At 52.9% G+C, this 22,723-nt stretch carries 31 protein-coding genes; 17 read left to right on the top strand and 14 right to left on the bottom strand.

All coding sequences use genetic code 11. From position 1 onward, the window contains the following. Window positions 1-833 precede the first annotated feature (833 nt). Window positions 834-1,550, top strand: coding sequence for a class I SAM-dependent methyltransferase (locus tag DXY30_RS04495; protein ID WP_137006788.1), 717 nt, complete (start codon window positions 834-836; stop codon window positions 1,548-1,550). On the opposite strand, the gene DXY30_RS14385 is transcribed toward DXY30_RS04495, so the two are convergent. Beyond that, entirely contained in the window at window positions 1,490-1,873 is a 384-nt protein-coding gene (locus DXY30_RS14385) for a hypothetical protein (protein ID WP_244281256.1), read from the bottom strand. The two genes, DXY30_RS04495 and DXY30_RS14385, sit on opposite strands and share 61 nt — an antisense overlap. Before the next feature lie 110 nt (window positions 1,874-1,983). On the opposite strand from DXY30_RS14385, the gene DXY30_RS04485 reads away from it, so the two are divergent. Together DXY30_RS04485 and DXY30_RS04480 are read left to right on the top strand one after the other, a co-directional pair. Next, window positions 1,984-2,181 carry a chlorophyll a/b-binding protein gene (locus DXY30_RS04485; RefSeq protein WP_115093545.1) on the top strand — a complete coding sequence of 66 codons (198 nt, stop codon included), beginning with the start codon at window positions 1,984-1,986 and terminating at the stop codon, window positions 2,179-2,181. Window positions 2,182-2,651: 470 nt separating this feature from the next. Next, complete coding sequence (locus tag DXY30_RS04480) at window positions 2,652-3,119, top strand: hypothetical protein (protein ID WP_115093544.1); 468 nt, start codon at window positions 2,652-2,654, stop codon at window positions 3,117-3,119. Between the two features lie 11 nt (window positions 3,120-3,130). Here the strand turns inward: DXY30_RS04480 and DXY30_RS04475 are convergent, their stop codons facing one another. The 3 genes from DXY30_RS04475 to DXY30_RS14525 form a co-directional block, all read right to left on the bottom strand. Next, window positions 3,131-3,613 carry a DUF427 domain-containing protein gene (locus DXY30_RS04475; protein WP_115093543.1) on the bottom strand — a complete coding sequence of 161 codons (483 nt, stop codon included), beginning with the start codon at window positions 3,611-3,613 and terminating at the stop codon, window positions 3,131-3,133. Window positions 3,614-3,733: 120 nt separating this feature from the next. Then, the gene (locus DXY30_RS04470; RefSeq protein WP_115093542.1) at window positions 3,734-4,132 is read right to left on the bottom strand and encodes a hypothetical protein; all 399 of its coding nucleotides are present in this window, start codon (window positions 4,130-4,132) and stop codon (window positions 3,734-3,736) included. Then, window positions 4,129-4,254 (bottom strand): hypothetical protein, encoded by a 126-nt coding sequence (locus tag DXY30_RS14525; RefSeq protein WP_255617931.1) that lies wholly within the window; start codon window positions 4,252-4,254, stop codon window positions 4,129-4,131. Before DXY30_RS14525 ends, DXY30_RS04470 begins: the two co-directional genes overlap by 4 nt. Window positions 4,255-4,374: 120 nt before the next feature. Here DXY30_RS14525 and DXY30_RS04465 point away from each other — a divergent pair, with 120 nt between their 5' ends. The 5 genes from DXY30_RS04465 to DXY30_RS04445 all read left to right on the top strand — a co-directional run bounded on the left by DXY30_RS04465 (window position 4,375) and on the right by DXY30_RS04445 (window position 7,127). Then, complete coding sequence (locus DXY30_RS04465) at window positions 4,375-4,662, top strand: hypothetical protein (RefSeq protein WP_115025161.1); 288 nt, start codon at window positions 4,375-4,377, stop codon at window positions 4,660-4,662. Further along, window positions 4,649-5,110, top strand: a complete 462-nt coding sequence (locus DXY30_RS04460) for a hypothetical protein (RefSeq protein WP_115093541.1) — start codon at window positions 4,649-4,651, stop codon at window positions 5,108-5,110. Before DXY30_RS04465 ends, DXY30_RS04460 begins: the two co-directional genes overlap by 14 nt. 155 nt (window positions 5,111-5,265) lie before the next feature. Then, the gene (locus DXY30_RS04455; protein WP_115093540.1) at window positions 5,266-5,517 is read left to right on the top strand and encodes a hypothetical protein; all 252 of its coding nucleotides are present in this window, start codon (window positions 5,266-5,268) and stop codon (window positions 5,515-5,517) included. A gap of 141 nt (window positions 5,518-5,658) precedes the next feature. Next, the gene (locus DXY30_RS04450; RefSeq protein WP_115093577.1) at window positions 5,659-6,831 is read left to right on the top strand and encodes a tyrosine-type recombinase/integrase; all 1,173 of its coding nucleotides are present in this window, start codon (window positions 5,659-5,661) and stop codon (window positions 6,829-6,831) included. A gap of 23 nt (window positions 6,832-6,854) precedes the next feature. After that, window positions 6,855-7,127, top strand: coding sequence for a DUF1651 domain-containing protein (locus DXY30_RS04445; RefSeq protein ID WP_115093539.1), 273 nt, complete (start codon window positions 6,855-6,857; stop codon window positions 7,125-7,127). A gap of 1 nt (window position 7,128) precedes the next feature. On the opposite strand, the gene DXY30_RS04440 is transcribed toward DXY30_RS04445, so the two are convergent. After that, on the bottom strand, window positions 7,129-7,470 hold the full coding sequence (locus DXY30_RS04440) for a hypothetical protein (protein ID WP_115093576.1): 342 nt from the start codon (window positions 7,468-7,470) through the stop codon (window positions 7,129-7,131). Window positions 7,471-7,761: 291 nt separating this feature from the next. On the opposite strand from DXY30_RS04440, the gene DXY30_RS13535 reads away from it, so the two are divergent. The 7 genes from DXY30_RS13535 to DXY30_RS04415 all read left to right on the top strand — a co-directional run bounded on the left by DXY30_RS13535 (window position 7,762) and on the right by DXY30_RS04415 (window position 13,250). Next, window positions 7,762-8,424 carry a hypothetical protein gene (locus tag DXY30_RS13535; protein ID WP_206749517.1) on the top strand — a complete coding sequence of 221 codons (663 nt, stop codon included), beginning with the start codon at window positions 7,762-7,764 and terminating at the stop codon, window positions 8,422-8,424. Between the two features lie 304 nt (window positions 8,425-8,728). Then, a complete protein-coding gene (locus DXY30_RS04430) occupies window positions 8,729-9,709 on the top strand; it encodes a carbamoyl-phosphate synthase (protein ID WP_115093537.1) in 981 nt (326 codons plus the stop codon). Between the two features lie 210 nt (window positions 9,710-9,919). Continuing rightward, on the top strand, window positions 9,920-10,138 hold the full coding sequence (locus DXY30_RS04425; RefSeq protein ID WP_115093536.1) for a hypothetical protein: 219 nt from the start codon (window positions 9,920-9,922) through the stop codon (window positions 10,136-10,138). A gap of 123 nt (window positions 10,139-10,261) precedes the next feature. Further along, window positions 10,262-10,837 (top strand): hypothetical protein, encoded by a 576-nt coding sequence (locus tag DXY30_RS13530; RefSeq protein ID WP_137006786.1) that lies wholly within the window; start codon window positions 10,262-10,264, stop codon window positions 10,835-10,837. 777 nt (window positions 10,838-11,614) lie between these two features. After that, the gene (locus tag DXY30_RS04420; RefSeq protein ID WP_115093535.1) at window positions 11,615-12,088 is read left to right on the top strand and encodes a hypothetical protein; all 474 of its coding nucleotides are present in this window, start codon (window positions 11,615-11,617) and stop codon (window positions 12,086-12,088) included. Window positions 12,089-12,304: 216 nt separating this feature from the next. Beyond that, window positions 12,305-12,805 (top strand): hypothetical protein, encoded by a 501-nt coding sequence (locus tag DXY30_RS13525; protein WP_137006785.1) that lies wholly within the window; start codon window positions 12,305-12,307, stop codon window positions 12,803-12,805. A 136-nt stretch (window positions 12,806-12,941) separates the two neighbouring features. Beyond that, window positions 12,942-13,250, top strand: coding sequence for a hypothetical protein (locus DXY30_RS04415; protein WP_115093534.1), 309 nt, complete (start codon window positions 12,942-12,944; stop codon window positions 13,248-13,250). On the opposite strand, the gene DXY30_RS04410 is transcribed toward DXY30_RS04415, so the two are convergent. The 5 genes from DXY30_RS04410 to DXY30_RS13520 form a co-directional block, all read right to left on the bottom strand. After that, on the bottom strand, window positions 13,224-13,550 hold the full coding sequence (locus DXY30_RS04410) for a hypothetical protein (protein ID WP_115093533.1): 327 nt from the start codon (window positions 13,548-13,550) through the stop codon (window positions 13,224-13,226). The two genes, DXY30_RS04415 and DXY30_RS04410, sit on opposite strands and share 27 nt — an antisense overlap. Before the next feature lie 372 nt (window positions 13,551-13,922). Continuing rightward, window positions 13,923-15,179, bottom strand: a complete 1,257-nt coding sequence (locus DXY30_RS04405; protein ID WP_115093532.1) for an AAA family ATPase — start codon at window positions 15,177-15,179, stop codon at window positions 13,923-13,925. Continuing rightward, window positions 15,180-15,797, bottom strand: coding sequence for a hypothetical protein (locus tag DXY30_RS04400; protein WP_115093531.1), 618 nt, complete (start codon window positions 15,795-15,797; stop codon window positions 15,180-15,182). A 3-nt stretch (window positions 15,798-15,800) separates the two neighbouring features. Beyond that, the gene (locus DXY30_RS04395) at window positions 15,801-16,085 is read right to left on the bottom strand and encodes a helix-turn-helix domain-containing protein (protein ID WP_244281254.1); all 285 of its coding nucleotides are present in this window, start codon (window positions 16,083-16,085) and stop codon (window positions 15,801-15,803) included. A 4-nt stretch (window positions 16,086-16,089) separates the two neighbouring features. After that, window positions 16,090-16,515: a hypothetical protein gene (locus DXY30_RS13520; protein ID WP_137006784.1), complete on the bottom strand. Its 426-nt coding sequence runs from the start codon at window positions 16,513-16,515 to the stop codon at window positions 16,090-16,092. A gap of 306 nt (window positions 16,516-16,821) precedes the next feature. Here DXY30_RS13520 and DXY30_RS04390 point away from each other — a divergent pair, with 306 nt between their 5' ends. Both DXY30_RS04390 and DXY30_RS04385 read left to right on the top strand, forming a co-directional pair. After that, window positions 16,822-17,739: a histone deacetylase gene (locus tag DXY30_RS04390; RefSeq protein WP_115093574.1), complete on the top strand. Its 918-nt coding sequence runs from the start codon at window positions 16,822-16,824 to the stop codon at window positions 17,737-17,739. Then, window positions 17,736-18,302 carry a pyridoxamine 5'-phosphate oxidase family protein gene (locus DXY30_RS04385; protein ID WP_115093530.1) on the top strand — a complete coding sequence of 189 codons (567 nt, stop codon included), beginning with the start codon at window positions 17,736-17,738 and terminating at the stop codon, window positions 18,300-18,302. Before DXY30_RS04390 ends, DXY30_RS04385 begins: the two co-directional genes overlap by 4 nt. On the opposite strand, the gene DXY30_RS04380 is transcribed toward DXY30_RS04385, so the two are convergent. The 4 genes from DXY30_RS04380 to DXY30_RS04365 form a co-directional block, all read right to left on the bottom strand. Next, window positions 18,303-18,638: a hypothetical protein gene (locus DXY30_RS04380; protein WP_115025165.1), complete on the bottom strand. Its 336-nt coding sequence runs from the start codon at window positions 18,636-18,638 to the stop codon at window positions 18,303-18,305. A 63-nt stretch (window positions 18,639-18,701) separates the two neighbouring features. After that, the gene (locus DXY30_RS04375; RefSeq protein ID WP_115093529.1) at window positions 18,702-19,217 is read right to left on the bottom strand and encodes a hypothetical protein; all 516 of its coding nucleotides are present in this window, start codon (window positions 19,215-19,217) and stop codon (window positions 18,702-18,704) included. A gap of 12 nt (window positions 19,218-19,229) precedes the next feature. Continuing rightward, window positions 19,230-20,231 (bottom strand): hypothetical protein, encoded by a 1,002-nt coding sequence (locus tag DXY30_RS04370; RefSeq protein WP_170951124.1) that lies wholly within the window; start codon window positions 20,229-20,231, stop codon window positions 19,230-19,232. A 698-nt stretch (window positions 20,232-20,929) separates the two neighbouring features. Beyond that, entirely contained in the window at window positions 20,930-21,967 is a 1,038-nt protein-coding gene (locus DXY30_RS04365) for a chlorophyll a/b binding light-harvesting protein (protein ID WP_115093527.1), read from the bottom strand. Between the last annotated feature and the right edge of the window lie 756 nt (window positions 21,968-22,723).

Below are 22,723 nucleotides of genomic sequence, written 5' to 3'. Positions count from 1 at the left end.
CGTCCTGCCCATTGCACTTAGGACTTCTCGACAGTCCTGACTACTGGACTGATGACGCACTCATCTCTGCATTGCGTCCCTTGAATGCAGAGGAACTTCACCACTTAGCCATCGGATCACAACAACAGAAGAAGCGAGAAGAAAGTCACAGACGCTTCGCTTAAGCGCGAATGATCTGGCCTCAGGCCAATGCACAGAGCAAGGAATGAACAACAGCATGCTTGTTGGCGGGCCATCCAGACCTCAAGCCACAGCAAGCCTGCTTGCGAGCATCACAGCGTTGTCGTTACATCCCCTCAACATGCTTCCTGAGGTTCCAGGTTCCGACAAAATCCATCATTTCGCTGCCTAGGCAGGGCTGGCCTTTCCATCCGCACTGCGCAAGCCCAGACGAGGCCCATCATCATCCTCGGCTTTGCGCTGTACACCGGCTTCATCGAACTGATCCAGCCCCGCGTGAATCGCTAAGTAGTGTGCATGGATTTTCTAGCCAATACCTGCAGACTTTTAATTGGCGCTGTGTTGTCTTTTAACCAACAAGCTTAAAAAGCATTAACCAGGCAAGAATTAATTTGCACCAGCCCGTAAAAGTATCTCTCTCTATGGACTAGAAATACTGTCATCTAACGAGAGCTCCTTGGAGAGATTAAACAAATGTCATCGCAACTTGATATTGACAAACTTTCAACCTTGTTGTGAAAAATGCAGTCTGCAAGCCCTCGTTGTCTCGGCCTCAACAATTACCCTGGCTTGTCATTTTAAATCGATAAACTTCAACGAAGGATCCATGGCTGATGTTCGTGGATTGGGCCTCTCACGAAGATTTCTTCCTCATGAAATTAGATCGTGTCGTTTTCTACGGGAGACTTGGGGAGCAGGCCATGCAGATGTTCGGTCTCGCGGCTGAACTCGACCGCTGGCGGGGCTCCACAGTTCTCGACTGCCCTGGAGGTCCGGGGACCCTGGCGGCCCACCTGCGCGCCGAAGGCTGCGACGTCACGGCCATCGATCCTGTCTATGCGCTCCCCCGGGCGGACCTGGAGCGCCGCGCCCTGGCGGATCTGGAGCAGACCATGGCCATACAGGCCACCAGCCCCACACTGCGCAGCGACTTTGATCTTGAGGCCTGTCGACAGGAGCACCTAGTCGCCCTAAAAGCATTTCTCGACGACCACCGGGCCCATCCAGATCGCTATCTGAGTGCGGCCTTACCCGATCTGCCCTTCAAGGATCAGAGCTTTGATCTGGTGCTCTGCGGTCACCTGCTGTTCTCCTATGCGCCCCTGGCCGATGGGGGACTGATGGCTGGTCAGGGGCTGGATCTGACCTGGCATCGTCGTGCTCTGTCGGAACTGTGCCGTGTCAGTCGCCAACAGGTTCGGCTTTATCCGGCCCACACCATCGCCCTCAACGCCCGCCGACATCCCTATGCAGAGGCTCTGCTGGCCGAGCTGCCGGCCGGCTGGCGAGGCTGTTTCGTCCCAAGCATCTATGACCAGGGGCATCGAGGCTGCACAGATGCCCTGCAGTTGGTGCGCCTTGAGCCATGACCGGCTCCGCTGTCGCGACCTAGCTCAGCGCAAAGCATGCTCAGATCCACCCCAGTTTTGGCGTAGAGCTTCAAGTCGGCAGGGTTGCCCCCAGGTGCTTCCAGCACGATGGAGGCTCGAGCAGGGCGCGCCTCTGCCTGAGGACAAAGCATGGGAACCAAGGTTGCCAGGGACTCCGGGCTGAACTCGTCAAGCAACAGGGCATCCGCGCCGGTCACCACCGCAATTCCGGATCGATCCGGAGGAACGAAAATCGTGTCTGGACTCGGTTTCTCGAGGCAGACATGGCTGTGGGAGATGACATGGCTTTGGTCTGCATCCAAACCAATCCCTTTGCCAGCAGTCGGTGACGCTCCTTAGCGAGAGAACTCTTCGACCCATCCTTTACAAAGCGTTACGCAGGGCTTAACATTTCGAAATCTTCTCAATAGATATGGCATCTTCCACTCCCAATGACGACTGGTTCCAAAACGCTGCCGCCGCACAAATCCGCAACGAGCGCTTTGAGCGAGCCGAGCTACTGAATGGCCGCACAGCAATGATCGGCTTTGTTGTGGGCGTCCTGACGGAGGCCCTGACGGGACACGGGATCGTCAGTCAAATCACCTTTGGGGTTTTCGGCTGCAACTGATTGCTTCGGGGGCTTCCTGAACACCTCACCCGTGGCTCCCAAGCTCCCACTCCATCGACATCTGCAGGCAATCCCCAAAGCCTTCGATGGGGACTGCAACTCATCGCATCGCCCCTACAAGAGAAGACAAGCAAAAACTGCGCTTAAACCCGCTTGTTGCAATGACTCTTGAAGTTATGGACGTTTTGCGATAGAAGGTTATGAATTGGTTATGAAGCAATGAAGACAAGCACAGCTCACTTACGTCTCGAGTCTCTCCAGCTCGCTGCAGAAGAGTGCAAGACCCGCGACGAAGCCCAGAAGATTCTGAAGAAAGCTGACAAGGCTCACGCCAAGCTCGAGTCATCGGCAGCTCCGTTTCATCGCCCCAGCTCTTAAACGCTCCAATCAGATGTCAAGGTCATACAGGGGCATGTTCGATAAATGACAGCTCCTTCATGATGAATCGGAAAAGCTGAGCACAACCCACTGTGGATCTTCGTTCTTCAGGTGCATTGCTTCGGATCTTGGTGCTGATGGCAATTGCCGATGGTGTCCTTGCACCAGAAGAGCTTGTGATGTTGGAGAGATTGAGTAAGCAATACTTCAAGAAGTCAAAATTCGATAGCTGGGATCAGGCTTTTCAAAACCCGATGGATCTGAAGCAACTCGCCCAGGAGATTGCGATTGCCGATCGCCCTCTGGCCGCGAAGCTCGCCTATATGGTGATTGGCTGCAGCCGAGAGGACTACGGGTTTGCTGTTAACTCGGCAGAACGCAAAGCATTCGATCAATTAACTCAGAGTCTTGATCTTACGGAGCTTCAAAAAGACTTAGCCATCCAGGAGGCGAGCCATGAACTCGCTCGCCGACCTGGTTTTTGGGAGATTCTGATGAACACCTTTAGCAACCAATTCATGTTGGATACAGATCCCAATCCCATGGCTCCATCGAACTGAACACGTCCTGTTCAAATCAATTCCGGATGGTTGGGATCCCCCTTAAACGGACCACGCGTCCAAGGAGTGATCCAGCCTCCGTAGAACAAACCTGGCTGAGCCAAAACCGTTTCCCCTTCCAACCTGCAACCATCAACGCTTCTTGGATAAATGCTGATCCATCCGGCTAAGAGAGCAAACGATTGGGTTGGATCGGGATAGCTCCACCCCGCACGAACGCGACGACTGGTTCCATCATCAGCGCTTACATCCCAGTAGGAAGCCACTCCTTTCCATTCGCAAAACGACGGCCGCCCCGTTGAAGGGTGGAGCGTGCCAGGTTTAAAAGCCGAAGGATGGAGATAAATCGTAGGGGGATGGAATGTCTCACAGACACGCACATAGTGCTGATCTTGTGCAATCAACTCTCCCAAAATCCAAATTTCGACAGAACCCGACACCATCTCAACCAAGGGGGGACGGGGATATTCAGAAACATTTTCAACGGGTCGCATGTGATCTATCCCTGTCTCATTCAGAAGCAATCTTAACGGCAATGATTGGCACAAGAACGCGACACTGTTCGATCACAGTTCCTGCATTGATGGCCAAATCAAACCTATCCGCTGTAGAGGTCAGCCCATGTCGAGCAGATAGTGCATCACCGCAACTCGATGGGCGACCCCAACTCCATCGGAGGAATCGGGACCGATCAAAGCATCCGGAACGCGATGAATACGACTGATCGGCCTAATTTCATAGGCCGTTCCTTCGGGAGCACCGCCGCCTCGACTGCGGTCCCAGATCCCATTGGGGTCCCCTTTGTAATGCCCCACCACCTGCGAAAGGTGTGCGTAGAAATTCAGCCCTACACGACATAAGACGATCGCCAAACAGGCATCAAAATCTTCGGAAGACAAAACATTGACGCCATCGCGAACAGCACGTTCGTCGACACCGAGAACCATATCTTCAAGGGCTGTTTCACCCGTCAATTGCCAGCAACGGATGGTGACGGCTTCGTGTTGGCTCACTTTCTACGCGTGAGGTCTCCAAAATCATCGTCGTTTGGCTGAAGAAATTGCCAAACGACAGGAACTGTGATGATGACTGTTAAGCCGATGGTGACCCAGATCGCTGTTGCGTAGTCACCCATGCCCATGCATCAAACCCATCCGACCATACCCACTTCGATCTACGAGCTGATCGGAGAGTCAGGCCTGTCGTTGACGGCGGAGACGACGCTTCTTAGCTTTGCTGCACCCACTTCAGCCGAATGCGCGGATTTCTGACGGCTGGATTTCTGCTTTGCACGCTGCTCCCTGCAGGGCAAGCAGCTGTTTTCACCGTCAAACCAGGCACATCGTTTTATTCCAAACCTCAAGCCAAGCAAGAGCTTCTGCTGCAGCTACCGGAAGTACGTGTTCATGTTCCACCGAAGAAAGACGCCGCTGGCTTCTGCCAGTTCAAGCTGATCTACAAAATTGCTGACCGTGACAACCCCGAGCTGCCATCAACCGGCTGGGCACGGTGTGTCTCGACCGACAAGCTTGTCCCGAACTGACCGCAAGTGGATTCAGCTTCAGCGATCGATCCCAATGCTGTTCGCAGCGCTTATCGCCGCATGTGTCATCGCACCAGAGGCAGCCAAGGCCACTGAGCTTGAACAGACGGTTTGCAGGAATGGCACCAGAGAAGCGATCTGTAGCGTCAAGCTCGACGACAACAGCCTTGAACTGAAGCTTCAACCCGATCTCATGCTGCAAGCAAGGCGCCTGGGGCGCTGGCGGATGAGCCACCAAGACGGGATCACAACCCGCAGCTGCAATGCACGCATCGATCTCGGAAGCGAAGTTGTCTATGGGGTTTTACGGATCAGCTCCAGCACAGGGACCAGCCTGATCTGGCCCCAGCAGAAACTTGAAATCCCGGATTTGCACTTCAGCTCAACCCACTCCATGCCGAGGGAGTCACACTTGGACACTCCCTCGGCACAGCCTGGTCATCCTTAATCCGCTCGCTGAGACCACACTCAGCTCGGGGGCGAGACACCCCTCACACGCGGACCAAAGGCTTCCGTTCAATCCGGGGGCCTTTTTATTGAGCCCATGAAAGAGACCTGCGAGTCTCATCATGAAATAATTAAGCGATCCTTAAGGGGCGCTGCATGGGTTATTTCGCAAAGCAGCTGAGCGCGCAAGAGGTCAAGCAGGGATACGCACTGCTCAACCTGATGGAGCATCTGGATCGCGAAATGGACCTCCTCAACCAACAGCGAATCCGTGTCGGAGCATCATCCGAGGAGGGCCAACGGCTCACCCAGATCAAGCAGAGTCATCTGCGCAAAATTCAAAGCTGCATCAGCGAACTCAACACCAGTGGCTTCAACGACTGGTTGCTGCACCAGCAGCCGGCATAAGCGGGCAAACACCGGGTTTTCCTAGTCCAGCACCCAGTTCTCGCAGTGTTTCTGCGTCATCAGCTGTCAGCAGGTGGCAGCAGATACTTGACGCGGTTGGCACGCCTTTGGCACACTTCGGTAGCAACCGGCCTCTTTCACTTGCCACGCCTCAGCGAAACCGATGGCTGGATCAAGCCCTTTCGCCGTCAGGTGGCAATTACCTGCGGAGATGGCTGGTACGTCCGCAATAACCGTGGACGGATGCGCCTCAACGTCCCCGGTCACGGCTCCCTCTCTCTCAACTACGACTGGTCAGAGCGGGGCGCAACGCAAGCCCTCCCCTTCATCCAGCAGCTGTTCAAGCGATGGGATGGTGGGCGCATCACCCTCGCTGCTGCAGCCACCTCCACCAACACCAGCAGCAGCCAGAAAAAGCTGGATTTCAGCCAGTTAATTGAGACATATCGGGAGTTCGTCCCCAACGCTGGCGAGAAGACCTGGGAAGGCTTCTACCTGCCGGTGCTGCGCAACTGCGCCAAGCAATTCAAGGACCGCCCCCCAGTGGACGGTGAAGCACTTTGCATGGCAGCCCTCGCGCAATGGGAACAAGGCACAAGGATGCGTCAGACCGCACGTCAGAAGCTTTATGGCTTTCTGAACTGGACGGTGCAGCGTGGGCACCTCAAGCCCATCTACAGCCCGCCTGCGACCCTCCCAGAGGTGCTCAAGCCAAAGCGCATTGGCTATCCCCTCAGCGATGCGCAGATCCTCCAGATCCTCGACAACCTGCCGCAGGGTGAAAAGCACAACCGCTGGCGGTTCGCCATTCAGCTTTGTGCCGTCTACGGGCTGCGTCCTGAGGAATTGCGGTACCTGCGTATTAAGGACGGGGCAAACGGGGCAGAACTCTGGACGATTTATCAGAAGTCGATGGGCGGCACCAAAGGCGCAAAGACGGAACCCCGCAGGCTGCACCCCCTGCTGGTGCGCGATGCCGATGGATCTGCCATCAACTGGAACCTGCAAAGCCGATTGCAGGTGGGCGAGAAATTGCCGCCATTGAACAGCGAAGGCAACGGCAGCGAGGCATTGAGTCGTTATCTCAGGCGCCGTGCGGTTTGGCTGTCGATGCGTGAAGACGCCAAACAACAGGGCGAACAGCTCACCCCCTATTCATTCCGCCATCGCTACGCCAAGGGGATGCACGCCAACAACATCCCCATCGCCAACATCAGCGAGGCAATGGGGCACACCATCGAGGTGCACCTGAAGAGCTACGCGCGGTTCAAGCCCAATGCGACGGCAGACCTCGTGGCAGCGGTCAACGTCTGACCGATCTAGCCAGACTCCACCCCATGCCAAGCAAAGACCGCGCCACCAATCCACCCCCAGAAAAACCGGGTGGTGAAGGTTGGCTGGTGAGTCTTGAGCAGCAACTGCTTTGTCAGTTCAAACCTGACTCAGCGACGGTCCACGCCCAATGGGTCGCAGTGCGCACCTACAGCTGGGTTCCGCCTCGCCCACCAGTGCCGCATACCCGTAGGCGGATGCTTCGCCATAACGCCATCGAGGCGTGGGACAAGATGCTCAAAACTGGCTGGCGGCGGTGCTCACCACCAGTCCGGTGATTCAGAACTTTCTTGGGTAAGGGGGGGTGCCTGCCATTTCCACGTTGATCTCCCTGCAGATGTTCATCCATGCCCCCAATCCGAAGTTCACGCCATTAGGGCCATCGATGAATTCCTGAAACTCTTCCGCTGTTATTCCTTCGCGGACTTCCCAGATGCAGAAGGCAGGACCTTCAGGTCCAACGGGGCAGAACGAATGGTTGTAGAACCCCGCTTCTAGATTTTTGGCTACGGCCTCATCCCAGCCACCACCTGGAGCCATGGCTGCTTGGGCCGTCTCCCACCACTGCTGCGCTTTGCCTGCGCGGAATTCGTGATGAACGTGGAAGAACTTGGATGCCATGGAGAGGTTGCCTTTCGCCACATCCTGGGTTGAGTACTCAGCCTTCGTTGTCGCTTGCAGCACTCATCAGGAACCGACTACTGCTTGGGTTATGTGCAAACCACCAGTTCGCTGTCCCCGAAGGTTCAGTTCGTCATAACTGTGGTTGTGTCACCGCTTGGGATTCAGCCTCTAACCAGATAGGGGAGAAGGTTGCCTGAATAAATCCCCCAGGTGGGGGAGGTGATTCCCAGCTGGAACGGCGATGGTGTGTTTACGGGGCGAGAGCCTCACAACACACACAGGAATCAAATGAAACCAGTTATTCAATTTTTAGCCTTAGCAGTTAGCGGGCTAGCTTTAACGGGTCCTGCTATGTCACAAGTGAGGCACGGTCACGGTCATAGCCATAGGCAAGCTTGGTCTGCAAGTTCACAAGGAATCTCTTTCAATCCATCATCTGAGCGCCTAAAGCAATTTGCAAAACTCATTGAAAGTCAAGGAAATACAACTGTTGTCGGATCAAGCCATTGCGAGCCAGGCTTGGGAGGTTTCTATGCTCCTAGTCAAAACAAAATCACAATCTGCCTTAACAACCAATCAAGTACTGGAGATGTTTTGCAGACACTCCTCCATGAAGGAGTTCATAGAGCACAACACTGCAGAGGTTGGGGCTCAGCTTTCTCCAGCAAGACTGAAGTACTGGAGGCGTTTAGAAAGCTCCCTAAATACCATCAAGAAGTTGTTGCAACCCAGTACGACGATGCTTATGCACAAGTAGAAGAAGTTGAAGCGAGACTGTTGTCAATTGACGGCGGAAAGATTAGTCATGTCGAGCAGGAATATTACTTTTTCAATTTGGCAAAAGCTTGCGGAGGTAACTGGGCTAGAGGCTTGAGTGATTTTGGAGAATTTCAAGAATGCATGGGCAATCGTACTGGCTACATGAAGTCTGGCAAAAAATGCCCAAGTTAAAAATCCTTTGTCGGGAAGCCTGATGCCTAAGACACGGGGCTGAAAGCAATACAAAACCCTTCGGGGAAAAGCAGGGGGCGTGGTTGTCGCTATCCATCTCCCGACAAAACCTCACACACATCACCCCGTCAGCAATGGCGGGTTTTTTTATTGCTTGAGCAAAGCGGGGAACACTCAAGACAGTCACGTTTGACCCATGCCTCAAGACACCCGCATTGCCCTGTTCCTGATGGGGGAGCTGGTGGCAGGACTACGTGACGACTGACCACACCTTCGGCATCATTCGCGGAATCGAACCTGTCCGATGCTCCGCCGTCTTTCCAGCGGGCTTGTGGCTTCTGCCATAGCTCTCGCTCCGTTGCCCACAAAGGCTCAGGACGGCACTGCAGAAGACCTTGGAGATGTGATGAGCATCAGCCTTAAGGATGTGGTCAAACCCACCCTTGGATTCCAAGGCGCACTGCAAGGAGCTGGAACACCGAATCAAGCCGGTATTGGTGGGTTCTTGCCGATTTCCGTTGGCGACAACAGTGTGTTCTTTGCTGATGTACTGGCGAACGTCAACTTCGCTGATTACGGCAATGACAGCAGCATCATCAACACCACTGTTGCTGGCACCACGATCAGCACCTCATCAAGGCTTGGCTACCGCTGGTTGAATAGCGATCGCTCTTGGATGTACGGGCTGAACGCTGGTTATGACAGCCGCCCAATGAATACAGGTGATGCTGATACAGGGATGAACGTCAGCAACAAGCGCAGTGTGTTTTTCCAGCAGGTGGCTGTGAATGCAGAAGCAGTCTCAAATAGCTGGAATTTGAATGCTTATGCCTTAATTGCTGTTGGGGAGAAAGAAGCTCAACTCAACAGCGTTTATAAAGGCGGTTCACTCAACACCTACGGGCTTGATGTGGGTTACTTCATCACTCCAGTGGTGAATGCTTCTGTTGGTTACTACTACCAAAATGGTGATTTAGGAACAGCTGATGGCTCTGGCGTACTCGGACGCTTGGCTTATGAAATGACCAATGGAGTCACAGCGGGAGTGAATATCTCCTACGACGAAGCATTCGATACAAGAGTTTCAGCCGATATTAAAGTTCGCTTTGGTGGTGCATCTACAACAGCGCAGCGCAAAGAAGTTCAACAACTACCTGTAATCAATGCCTTAACATCAACACCAAGCAACCGGGATGTGAGGGTACACGATGCAGACTGCTGGCCAGGGGAATTGCCGTACTGTGCCTTTGTTAGAGGGCTGAGCTTAGTGGGTATGGATCTTTAAATCCTTAGTGATCAGTGGCGTTGTAGGATGCAACTTATCACTCAACGCCCCTGCGACCACAGGGGCTTTTTTATTTCTTCAGTCACATCAATAAGCAAACAAATCAGCATCCAATACCTGGCACTATTTTTCATTTAGCCCCGCTCGCAAGGCGGGGTTTTTTATTGCTTGACCAGAGCGGGGAACACTCAAGACAGTCACATCTGACCCATGCCTCAAGACACCCGTATTGCACTGTTTCTGATGGGGGAGCTGATTTACGCACTACGTGCCAATGACCCTGACGCCTTCAGGCAATGGCTGTCTGGTGGGATTCAAGACCTAGGTGAGCCAGTGGTGGAGGAACTGCTGCTGGACTGGCTGTATTCGTTCCTGACGGTGGAAGAGCAGGACAGGCTGACGGGTTGGCACCTGGGGGTAAGCCTCTAACCAGATGGGGGATACGAAGCGCTGAAATCAGCTCGATTTGTCCCTCGAAATGGTGATGCCATTTCCTGCTGCCATTGCCACTCTGTTGTTACGGGGCAAGAGCCTCACAGAAGCGGCAATCCAATGAAAAAATTTCTCCCAATATCGACCTTTGCACTTTTGGTCGCAGTATCAAACAACCATGCGTTTGCTAATTACGTCCATCCAGACACAAAGCTCTGTAATCAAATCGGCTGCTCAATGAGCCTTGAGGAATTTGCTGAAAGGATGAGCTTCAGCTCTGGAACCGATTTCCGTTTCAGCAACAACAGGGATTCATTGTGCAAAGAGAAAAAAGGTTTATTGGGTTACTACCGTCCCAGCACTCATGAAATAACTATGTGCAATGAGAACGCAAAGTCAGCTCAAGAAATTGCAAATACTATCGCTCATGAAACAATACATGCAGGCCAAGCATGTCTCAATTCATATGTGCCATTTAATAAGGGGGTGCTGAGCCAAAGAGAACAGATAATGGTGCAAAGACTATATCCTCCCAGTGAATGGGAAATTGAATATAACGCCAGAGCGATTTCAAATTATTTGGTTGGAGCCATTCGCGAATCCGATCATCTTGCAAGTGTCATTGATGACGCCTGCTCTGTAGTCAACACAAAAAATTTACCACGTAATTCATCAATTCGAGCCCTGCATCGATAGGATGCTAACCAATGAAACTCGCATCAAATCTAATCCGAGCAGCCAAATCAGTTGTTTTAATTGCTGGCATCTGCGCTGCTAGTCATACAGTTCATGCAGCCCCGCGAGACCCTTGGGACCCTAAGTGGCACTGGAGAAATCAGCTTACTGATAAGTCACAATGGCCTTATGACTACAAGCGCACTTGTTACTTCAATAACTTGCGCAGAAGATGCACGATTTTTAGCCACAGTGGAAGATATACTGTGACAAGAAACAATCACATAGATATTCTGTGGGAGGACGAGGAGGTGACATCAATAAGGTATTTAGAGCCTCCCCAAAAAGGAGCAAAAGTCCTTATAAATAACACAATTCCAGGAGTCATCCAAAGCTCTAGCTATATGAATAATGTGCTTAGTCTTCGCATTAAGTCATCTTCAGGAAACACAATACGGTTTAGGACGAGTGATTAGTTTCAACTAGTTCCCTTCATATTATTCGCCCCGTCAGCAATGGCGGGGCTTTTTATGGCCTACCCAGATAGGGGAGAAGGTTGCCTGAATAAATCCCTCAGATGGGGGAGGTATCACTAGTGGATCTAAATAACAATAAAAGAGCCAGCAAAGACAAGGAGGAATCTAGTCCAGGCCTCAGTTGTCATCAAAAAAAATTACTATGCCAAGCAAGTATCCAATCAATGAATCGACGTTTCCCTCTATTCCTATTTCAAACGAATTAAGGGAAACATATGACGCACTCCGTGTTGCATCTATTGGCAATAATAGGAGTTCCGGAATGAAGATTTCTCATAGAGATAAGCTGATTGACCAGCTTTATTTAGATCTTCAAAACATGCGTAGTGAGTTACTCGAAGCGAGTGCAGGAAAGCTCCAGGCACTTCAACGAATGGACAAACTAATTCAACAAATAGAAGAAGATGCTAAAGCCTGGGAACGTCTTGAGTCTGTGGGTGATGACTTCACATCTGCTATCGATCAATATCGAAGAGGTGTTGGCAAATTCTCAGGCGGGCGCCCCATTCAAGCGCTGATCGGTGCCTGTTACCGCTTTCTAACAACTTGGAAATCCATCAAGAAGCTCCGTTTAGACCGTGAACAACAACTCACTCACAGCGTCGACCCTCAACTCAGCCAAACAGTTGAGAGAGGAGATCAAGCAGGACGCGATGGCGACAGCACGACTGATGGACAACCTCGACAAAGGGTTGGCACGAGCACAGTCGACGCTGAACCAGGCTCGATCTACTGATTACAAAGCTCTTCCATCTTCAGAGGCATCAATTCCATTTGCTCCTGCAAAGCGAAGGATGACGAAAGACTGGCTTAACAAGCTGTACACCAGTCACAAGCCATGCTTCGAAAAAAGCGCATTCAAAGGAATCACCAACGCTAAAAGGCTATCAGTTACCAACTATGCAGACTGGCTTTCAGAACGAGGAATTGATGTTGTTAATTGTTGGACAGAATGTCTGACTTTTCCATCGCCCGAAGAACTACTGGCATTTTGGCGAGCGCAAGGTTCCCCCACACTATCTTCTTCAGAACAATGAACATCTTCTCTCATCTTCGTCATACAACTAATGACGCTTCAAACCATGTTGCCGACAAACCAAGGACAGTTGAATCCCAAGAAGTCCTTAATTTAGATTCTCCTGAAGTTCCAGACTATCCTCCGGCTTTTGCATACGTAGCCACCTCAGCACCATCCACTTCGTACCCTGAAGTTCAGGCAGTATCTTCTGATCGGGGGGAAGATCACTTTGCGGGAAAACAGAAACCAAATGCAGATGGTGACACTAACGCAGTTTTTGGATCCTTATTCTTAATAGCTTTTCACGGTTCACTATTTTTTCTCAAGCACATAGCAGCTTTAGCAATCACAATGCTCAGCTATGCGGACCATGACATCGCGAAAAAGTATGTATCCAAGAGGAAAAAAAAGGATGCGGGGCTGAGAACCTATTGAATCTCTCCATAAATAACTTTAATTGACAACTGCCTTCGCACCACCTCGTCGCCCCCTTGAAGGGAAAAGTAGGGGGCGCTGATGTTGTCGCTATCCATCTTCCGACAAAACCACACAACTGCTAATCCAAAAAAGAATGACTTACAAACTGATTGAAATGGATGGCGAACACGACAACGTCATTCTTGAAACCAACGACCTGGAGCAAGCAAAGGCAAAGTACACAGAAGTGACTACTGCCTGCAAAGCGGGAACCTACGACTTCTGGTGTGCCTTTGACGAACTTGAAGATGGCCTAACCATCGTTTTAGAAGATGAGGATGAAGAGGCAGTCATGGAAGAGACCTTCTACTTACACTCTCCCGACAAAACCTTACACAAAACACCCCGTCAGCAATGGCGGTTTTTTTCATTCCATCTAACTGCCTTCCAGCAGCCTGGTTAGCTGTGCCTGAAGCTTCAAGGCCCCAACCGCATTTGAGTGTTGCTTGCAGCGGATGCTGGCTTCGATGATTTCGTCCAGCAGGGCTAGACGCGTCCCAAGGAAGTCTGAGCGTTCGACTGAGTAGTCAGCCTTGATGATCTCTCTGGCACGTTGCAGGTATGTCTGTGCTTGTCGTTCAGTCACCCCCCATTCTTCAGAACAGAAGCGAAGGATGTAACTGGATGTCTTGGCGGACGACAATAGTTTCACGACGGTATGAACCCGCCGATCAATTTCTGCTTTGTCGGACTTCTTCGCCATTGCTTCATTCTGCCAGGAAGTCATTAAATGGCGCGATTTACATTAGAGAAAATCGTCATCGTGATTACATCAATCTGATAGGTCTCTCTACCGCGCGCGCGTATTTGAAAAAAGCTCCAAAACCCAGCAGTGTTTCAGAGAGAGACATGGAGAGAGAGTTGTTAGAGAGAAGGATTAGGGAGAATGGAGGTTTAGGAACATTCAGCCTGTATTGACATTCCGAAACTGCTTTAGATATTCCGAAACTGGTTTGGGAATTCGGTGAGTGGGGCAAAGGTTCCGAAACTGAATCCAGTGCAGGACTGGGATTTATGCCGATTCCGCGTGAGTTTTGGAATTTGGAACGCCCCATGCGAGGCATTCCGAAACTGGTCAGTACAACCAAAGCCATGGCTTCCGCCCGCCGGTGTTTGTTGATTCACCCTTCACGCGTTGGATGCCCAGGGCATTGCCGCTGGAGAAGTAGTCACGAAGCTCTCTGGCGACGGTCCTCTCATGGGCACCAATGCCCGCTGCAATCGTTTCTGTGTCCTGCAGATGCCCCTTCCGTTGGCGTAGGTAGTCCAGCGCCTTAGCGATGACTGTGCGCCGTTCTGAGGGCGTTGCGCCACCACCTTGAACACCAACAAAGGTGAGGGAGTAATCGTCTTTATTGCCCTGCAGGTCCCAGGTGGTTCCTGCCTCGCAATTCCGCTTACCGAGGCATCGCAGCATGAACTGGTCAGGGAAGGCGTCTTCTGCCTTGTTCGGCCAATAGCCAAAGACATCAGAACAAGCGGCGGTGAGCATTCCAGTGCCAAGGAAGTCGTCCAGCCCAACTGCTTTGCGTCCTTTGGCATTGTCGGGTTTGCGGAGGTGAATCAACAGGAAGATGACGACCCCAACTTCAGCGGCCAGGTTGTTCAGCTGATAGAGGAACAGGGCATATTCCGGGTCGGTTGATTTGATGCCGCGACCGCCCGCAACGGTGGTGATGGAGTCAATCCCGACGAACTTGGCTCCAGTCTTCTGAATCTTGCGTTTGAGGTCTGGAACCATTGCGGGGTTAAAGCCCCACATCCAATGGATGGGCAAGTCAGCGTCAGCGCCCATCGCGAGAAATTTCTTTTGGGCGTTCAGGTCTGATTCATCGCATTGCACGATGATTGCTGGAGCGCGTTGAACGGTGAGTTCATCAAAAAGCGGGGCACCAGAAGCAACAGCGATTGCGGCTTGATACATGAGGGTTGTTTTGCCATCGCCCTTGTCTCCGCCGATGCCGACTAAAGCGCCTTTGCAGCCAAATTGATCAATGCCCCAGGTGGCATCCCGCTTTCTTGCCATGAGTTCGGCAAGGGTGCAGTCCTTTTCATTGCGTTGCTCGTCAATGAGCGTTGCAACGGCTTGTTCAAATGCCTTGCTGCCGTTCAGCCCTGTTTTTGCCTTGAGGTTTTGAAGGGCAATAAACCGCTCTGTTGACGATGAAATGCTTTCGAGTGCTTCCAGCCCAAGCTTGAGGGTTTCGACTGCATCGGCACCTGTGATGGCTTCCAGCAGTGCAGCCTTCTTCTGTTCACGATTGGCGTGCCCGTTTTTGCTGGGCAGTTCAAACACGTCTGCAAGTTGTGGTGGGTCAGAGACGAAAGTCATTTAGAGCCCCTCCGCCATTGCACGAACTGCCACGGAGCAAGGGTTACCAAGTTCGTTTTGTTTGAACTGGCGGGCGTCGTCTGCCATGTAGGCAATGGCCTTGAGGTTGTCTTCAACGCGTAGGCGGTGAAGTTGCTTCAGGTCTGGGTGTTCACGCCAGATGGTTGGCAGATGCGGTGCGAGGGCTGCTGCTTTGGCTTGCGCGTCATCAATGGCGGTAAGTGCGTTTTTGAGTTGGTCTGGGGTGGCTGAATAGAAGTCAGGGACGTTCCATGCGGCGTCAAAGGCAGCGAAGAATTGATCCAGAACGTCTAACCACTGGGTGCGCTTCTGCTGAACTGCAAGCAGTTGTGCGGGGCTGCTTGGTGTGGGTCGTCGAAGGTCGCGTTTCCATTCCTCACGGTTGCGATCACGGTGAGGCTTGAAGACGGCTGCCATGCCGCTGAACCCACCTTTGTGATGGATGAATGCCCACTTGATGCCAGCGATGGTGATGGTGTCGCCTGGTCGTAGATCGGTACCTGTATGGCAAAGGATCGTGGTGTCATTCCATCGACAGTCGGTATCCTTCGTCCTGCCACAAACGGGGCAGGGATTGTTTCCTCTAGAGGAACGCATGACTCATTCCCCCTCTTTTTTGAGGTGGTCTTCTTCGCCATAGGTTTCGATTAGCCCCAGGCGTCGCTCTAATTCAGCTTTCCGTCGAGAGTCCTTTCCCTGCACTGCCGCGATGGTTCGTTCGGCAAGTGTTTTTCTGATGGCGTCAATGCGATAGACCACCGGGCCACCCGCGGTGCCAGTGGCAAAGATGTAGTGATCGCCAGGCGTCAGCCTGCCGTCACGCCGCATTGTGCGGATGGTGCTTTTTTTAATCGCCAGAAGCTTTGCCGCCTCTGACTCGGGCACCCATTCAGAGGTGGGTTCCGTGTTTGTAGCTGTGGTGCTGTGTGGCGAGCCAGCGCTCAAAGAAGGCTCGGATTTCGGGTGAGTCTTCCGGTGGAGGTTTGGATGCTTCTGCATCGCGAGCTTCCTGCTGCACTGCAGCGGGTGCCCTTCCCTCGGTCTTGAACAGATGCTGCTGAAGGTGGTGAAAGCGATTGCCGATCTTGTGGCAAAGCAGTTCACCTTCCCGAGGTTTGCCCTCGGTGTGCTCCCAAATGACGCCTAAGGCGTGGGCGCGTCGAACCTTGCTATGAGCCGCCGCCGTTTCAGCCGCATTCCCGCAACGCACCGGGCGCTCACCTTTAGGTGTGCGGATTGGCAAGGCAATCCACTCTTCTAAGGGCAGCGTCTGCTGCGACGGATGAATGGGCTTTAGCAGCTGTTCTCCAGACAACTGTTGACTGAGAGAAGGAGGTCGACGTCACCGCGGGTCGGGGGCACCGAGAAGCGCGATTCCGTTATGAGCAAAACGTTAGCTGGTGTGTGTACGCGTCACCAGGCGTTCAGAGAGGTCTCAGAAAGGTCGTGCCAAAAAACCTGAGAAATCCAGCAGCTATTGGCACCGCTTTGGCACATTTGAAGAATGTGATCTCCCAAAACCAAGTCCAGCAGGGAGATCTAGGGCATAAGGTCTGTTGCTGCACCAGCAGCCTGCATAATCCTTGAATGGGCCTGAGACCTCTTGGGTGAGAACAACCCCTTGACGCTTTCGGTTGTCTACCACCCTCGCTACTCCGCTCCGCTGCCGAGCACCCATCGCTTTCCGATGGCGAAGTTCCGGCTGCTGCATCAACTTCTGCTGGAGCAGGGGGTGATCCAGGCCAACCAGGTCCATCGGCCCTTGAGCATCGCCCGCAAGGATCTGGAACATGTGCACCCCCGCGGTTATCACGAAGCCTTCAGCCGCGACCGCCTCCCCCATCCGGCGCAACGCCGCATTGGGCTCCCTGCCACACGTCCGTTGGTGCAGCGCACCTGGCTCGCCGTGGGCGGCACCTTGTTAACGGCACGCCTGGCTCTACAGCGAGGCCTGGCGTGTCATCTCGCTGGCGGCACCCACCATGCCCACCCTGACTTCGGGAGCGGATTCTGCATTTTTAACGACTGTGCTGTCGCCGCACGGGTGTTGCTGACAACAGGGGAGGTGCAGCGGATTCTGATCATTGATCTCGACGTGCACCAGGGCGATGGTTCAGCAGCCTGTTTTCAACACGACCCCAGGGTGACCACCCTCTCGGTGCACGCCGGCAGCAATTTCCCCTTGCGCAAAGTGCAGGGGGATATCGACATTGCCCTCGCCGATCACACCAGCGATGACGACTATCTCGCCGCCATTGCCGATCGATTGCCAGACGCCTTGGACAACACCGCGCCGGAACTGGTTCTCTTCAACGCCGGCGTCGATCCCCACCGCGATGATCGGCTCGGCCGACTTGCACTCAGCGATGCGGGATTAATGATGCGGGATCGACTCGTGCTCGATGCCTGTCTGCGCCGCAGAATTCCAACCGCGACCGTGATCGGTGGTGGTTATGACGCCCTCACCCCGCTGGTGCAGCGCCACGCCATCGTTGTGCGTGCCGCTGCCGAGCAAGCTCGCTTGTTCGATCTGCCATGACTGAGGCCTTGCCCCCCTGGAGACCTCTGCTTCGTGCTGCCTTGCAGCGGGAGGGGCGCTCCGTTAGCGCCCGCTGGGTGCAACTGGCCACAAACGGGCGCGATCGAACGCCCCGGGTGCGGACGTTGGTGTTCCGAGGCTGGTCCGGTGTGGACCAGCTGGAACTATTCACTGATCAACGCAGCGAGAAAGGAAAAGAACTCTCCAACGATGGAGCAGCAGAACTGTGCTGGCTGTTCCCCAAAGCCCGCCAGCAGTTCAGGCTTCGCGGCATGGTGCAGCTGATCACACCTGCCGAACAAGCTGAACTGTGTCAGCAGCGCTGGCAACAGCTCTCCGATACAGGGCGTGCTGTCTGGGGCTGGCCCACACCGGCCTATCCACTGGATCCCTCAGCAACTTTCCCCGAGAAACTCAGTGAAACGTCACCGCTACCAAACCATTTCATGGTGCTGCGGTTGCAGATAGAGATCGTCGAGCGGCTCCACCTGGGGCCTCATCCCCATCAACGCACGCGTTGGAGCGCTGCAACGCACTGGCAGGAGCAATCGCTCAACCCCTAATCACCACCAACGATCGACGCGACCAACAGAAGGGCGGCCCGGTTTACTGGGTACTGTCACCACCGACAACCGCTGCAGATCACGTCGGTAATCAAAACGGCAGAAGCCGACGCCTGTGCCGGAACAGGCAGAGAGACTTTTGAGTGCAACAGACGACCAGCGCCGCTCTTCCGGCGTTGGCATTTGTTCAGGGGCAGGACGCCAACCATCGGCGATCAGATGGCGGTTCGCCTCGAGGATGGTCTGTCTGGCACTGAGCTGCGGCTCAGGCTTGGCAAGCACCGACCCTCCCATTAACCATGGAAGCAAAAGCGATAGGAGAACACAACGTCCCATGGAGGGCCTCATCCCTCTCTGCCCTAGCCATGGATTCATCGGCTGACCACAGGATCAGGCGACTCAGACCACACCCTCTGGGACAAGCAGATATCCCGCATAACGGATCGTTAATCCCAGCTGACCATCCCAGGCCACGGCGTAACTCCAATGGCCTTCACCGCGCATTCCGGTGGAAGATGGCCCCGGCTCGACCCAAAGAAGGGGCTCATCAGCAATCACACCGCAACGGCCACTGGCCTTGTTGCACACACGATCACCCACATGAAAACAAGGCATCGGCGTCAATGCCTGCCTCTGTTCATGTTGTGAATGATCAGGCTCGTTTGCAAGTGCAGCAGCAGGATCAGCTTCCTCCAGCAAATCAATCACCGGGGGCAACCAATTGGGGTCAGGCAGAGCACCCTGCAGGAGGTGGCCAATGGCCCGACCACGACCGACGCCGTAAAAGGCGCAGTAGGTGTCGAGCCGTTGCAAGACATCAGGCTTCAACCAAACCTGCACCGGCTTGGCCTTGGGTTCCTTGCTGGCCTGAAAGCGACCACCGGAATCTCTGGACGTGGATCGGGGAGCTGCCATGAGATCAAGCGGTCAACCTGCAGTGAACTGAGCGAGAGGCTGGATGCTGAGGGCAATCACCAGACTCACCACCACGCCGATGGCGGCTTTCCAAAGATCACTACCAATGATCTTGGCGAGCGTGCCGCTTTCCTGGTTGGTGAACACGTACTCGAATTCCCTTTCCTTGATCCTCAGGGCAATCTCTCGACCGCCCAGCAGCCCCAAAAACACCCAGGTGGTGCTCAAAGGGAACGTCGAAAGAAACGCTTTATAGAGCAGACAAAGGCCAAAAAAGAAGTCGATCACCGTGGCCGACCGAAGATCGGACGTGTTGGTCTTCGAGCGGAGTACAGCCTGAATAGGTCCACCCCCGGTGGCTACCAGAACACATAGGCCCACGCAGAGCACCAGCGTGGAGATCAGCATCGGGAAGAACCCAAGCTGACGGGGCAGGAACACGAAAATATTGGCCAAGTCCTGCACCAACCACATGCTCCAAAGGAAACCGGTGGAGCACCACTGCAGTAAGTACCAGACTTTGCTGGGAACTTTGCCCTCCTCAGAGCAGCGGAACACCCAGCGCTCCAACAACCACATGCCCAGGCCATAGGCGGCAAGGCCAACGGAGAAGGCAAGGACGTAGCCCGTCAGGGAGCTACTGATCAAGATACCGATGTTGGCCGGTTGGAAGGAGGACAACACCAAAAACGACGTGCTCACCGGCTCCCCCCATTGGGTTAATGCCAAAACCGCAAGGGGTGGGAGTACATACACCCAGGAAAAAGGTTCGGGCAAAGGGAACTCTCTGCCGGGAACACTGAGCCTTCCCCAGGCGGGATCGCCGTTGGAGAGAGCCCAGCCCAGCATCAACACCACGGTTGTCACTGTGCAGATAAAAAGCATCTGCACCGGCTTTGGCGTGCGTTTTTTGTTGGACGAGATGTAGGTGCCGAGAGTCTGAAGAGAGTCGTTCGCTACGACGGAGTACGCCGCAAGGAGAAAGCCGACAATCATCCAGAAGCTGACGTCCATAAAACCGATCAAGGTGCTGGATTGACTCCGTTGTAGTTCTCTGCCAAGGGAACGTCGGTGCTACAGACCACCCTGCCATCGGATGCCATCTGATCCGAACGCTGCAATCTGCACATCGACAATGAATGTTGTGTGGTCGACGGCGATGCACCACCGGAGCGATTCGACCACGGAATTATGTTGATGGACAAATCCGTGTCTACCGATACACCACCGAATTTCTTAAGGGACGAAGAGGCTTGACACAAGCCAAAATCAAGGCGAATCCCAGTGCCTGGCAGGCATCACTCAAAACAGCGATCAAAGGCTTGAAGCAACCAAAACGAGATACAAAGAACAAAATCGCAGACGATAGGTCGACATTTTGTCGGCACATACAAAGACAAGAGTCTTCATTTAGAGAATCCATCCAATACACAACAGGCCAGGCAGGAGCTCGACAAGGCCTTGCAATACTTCCGTAGCCCTTGAGATGTTTGATGCGAGATGGTCCATGGGTCTCATGATGACGACGTGGATATCTGCACCGCAGCCTGAAAAAATACCGCTAAAAGGTCACCGACAAGACAAAATAATCCAGGAAAAGGATGATGTGGTTTCAGAAAGAATCAGACAAGGCGGACTTCCGGCCGAATCACGAAACAAAAAAATCCCCCCATCTCACTGAGATGAGGGGTACATCAGAAACGGCAGATCAATCAGGCACTGATCTTGGAATTCCCCATGTTGTCAAGCGCCTCAGAAACGCGCTTGAAGTTAAAGCCCATGCCGCGCAAGGCATGCCAAAAATGTCCTTGCAGGAAGAAGAATGCAAGGTAGAAGTGCGTATTGGCCAGCCAAGCCCGGGCTGAGTGGGCACCACCTTCAAGAGTAGTTGCGTCGCTGAAGTATGGAGAGAAAGCGAAATTCAATTTCAATGGATCTCCATACAGCTCAACGGGGTAAATTGTTGTGTTTTGAGCACACCAAATGGCGGTCACAAATCCCATCAGAGCTATACCTGCAAGCGAGTAAGACAAAATTGACTCCCCGTTGTAGATCAAGACCTTTTTGAAGGGACCGAAAGGGCTGGAGATGATATGCCAAACACCACCAATCGTGAGAATGAAGGCCAAAACAGCATGGCCACCCATCACATCCTCAAGACTGCTGATGGAAAGAAAATTAGCCTGATAACCCCACACCATGCCGAGGTCAATGTTTGGTTCAACCCGACGAACAGCTCCAATGGCGCTGTCGTAAATTCCATGGCGCTTTGCCCATTCAACGAAGGCGATGACTCCGAGGCCGAGAAAAATCAGGTGATGACCCAGGATGAAAGTGAGCTTTTTGCCATCACTCCATTCAAAATGAAACTTTTGGGCTCGGCCCTCAGCACTAGACAGATCCTTGGGAGCTCGAAGCGTATGCCAGATTCCAGCTGCTCCAAGTACAGCAGATGAAACCAGATGGAATGCTGCGATCGCGATGAGGGGTTGCTGGTCAATGATTACAGCACCTTCTCCTACGCCGAAGCCAAGGCCGGCAAGATGTGGAATCAAAATCAGCCCTTGTTCTCCCATTGGCAGTGTTCCGTCATAACGGGCCAACTCAAACAAGGTGAAGGCACCAGCCCAAAACATGATCAAGCCTGCATGGGCAGCGTGCGCTGCAATAAAAGAGCCGCTGCGTTTAGCCACGCCTGAGTTTCCAGCCCACCAGTCATAACTGACTGATGAACTTCCATAAGACTGCATTTTCAAAAAAATGTGGCATTCGCAACTTAAGAATTGGCCCGATCCAATTCGCCTTATTTTTACATTACTTTTTAGGGGTAGATCTTATTTAACCAGAAAAAGAATCATTTGCACAAATCAAACCTTGATCGCATCAATGGAGACAACAGGAAAGATTAATTGTAGCAAGCAGTGGATCAATCAAGAACATACTGGATCCTGCTAGCTGCAAAAATCCACCAGCTTCCACAAGAAAGCACAAAAGCAATTGAGAGCATTCAAAGTATCAAATGAATGCGCAGGCATAGAAGAACAGTCTTTAGATTTCGCCTGAGCCTGCAGGGGTTTTGCAGGCTCAGGCAAGCCATGGTTCATCCACCCATGGCTTGTCTTTTAAATACAGAATAAAAAAGAGATCTACCCCTCGAAAGTATTGCCGAAGAGTAAATCACTTATGTTTTTGCCGAACCCCGTCCAAGGGCGACCTAACTATTATCAAGACTTGCCAGCACAGCCACGTAATTAACGCATCAAGAACATGTTAAATCTAAAACGTTGATCGAGTCAATTGATCGAACGGAAGAGCGACACCTTTTAGCGATGCCCTTCCAGAAGGCAATGCATAGGCGATGACTTCAAACCATCCTTAGCACCATATTGAAGAATACGGGCAATTCCAGCAACGGTCATATCAAAGCCAAAAAGAGGCAAAAAAAATGGAACAATATTTTGACTATTATTTTTGCTTGTTCACGAGAGAATCTGAGACCTAGCAAA

It is taken from the genome of Synechococcus sp. UW106, from assembly GCF_900474015.1.
GTDB lineage: Bacteria > Cyanobacteriota > Cyanobacteriia > PCC-6307 > Cyanobiaceae > Parasynechococcus.
Note: the sequence above shows the minus strand (reverse complement) of the source record. Positions and strands in the feature narration are given on the sequence as shown.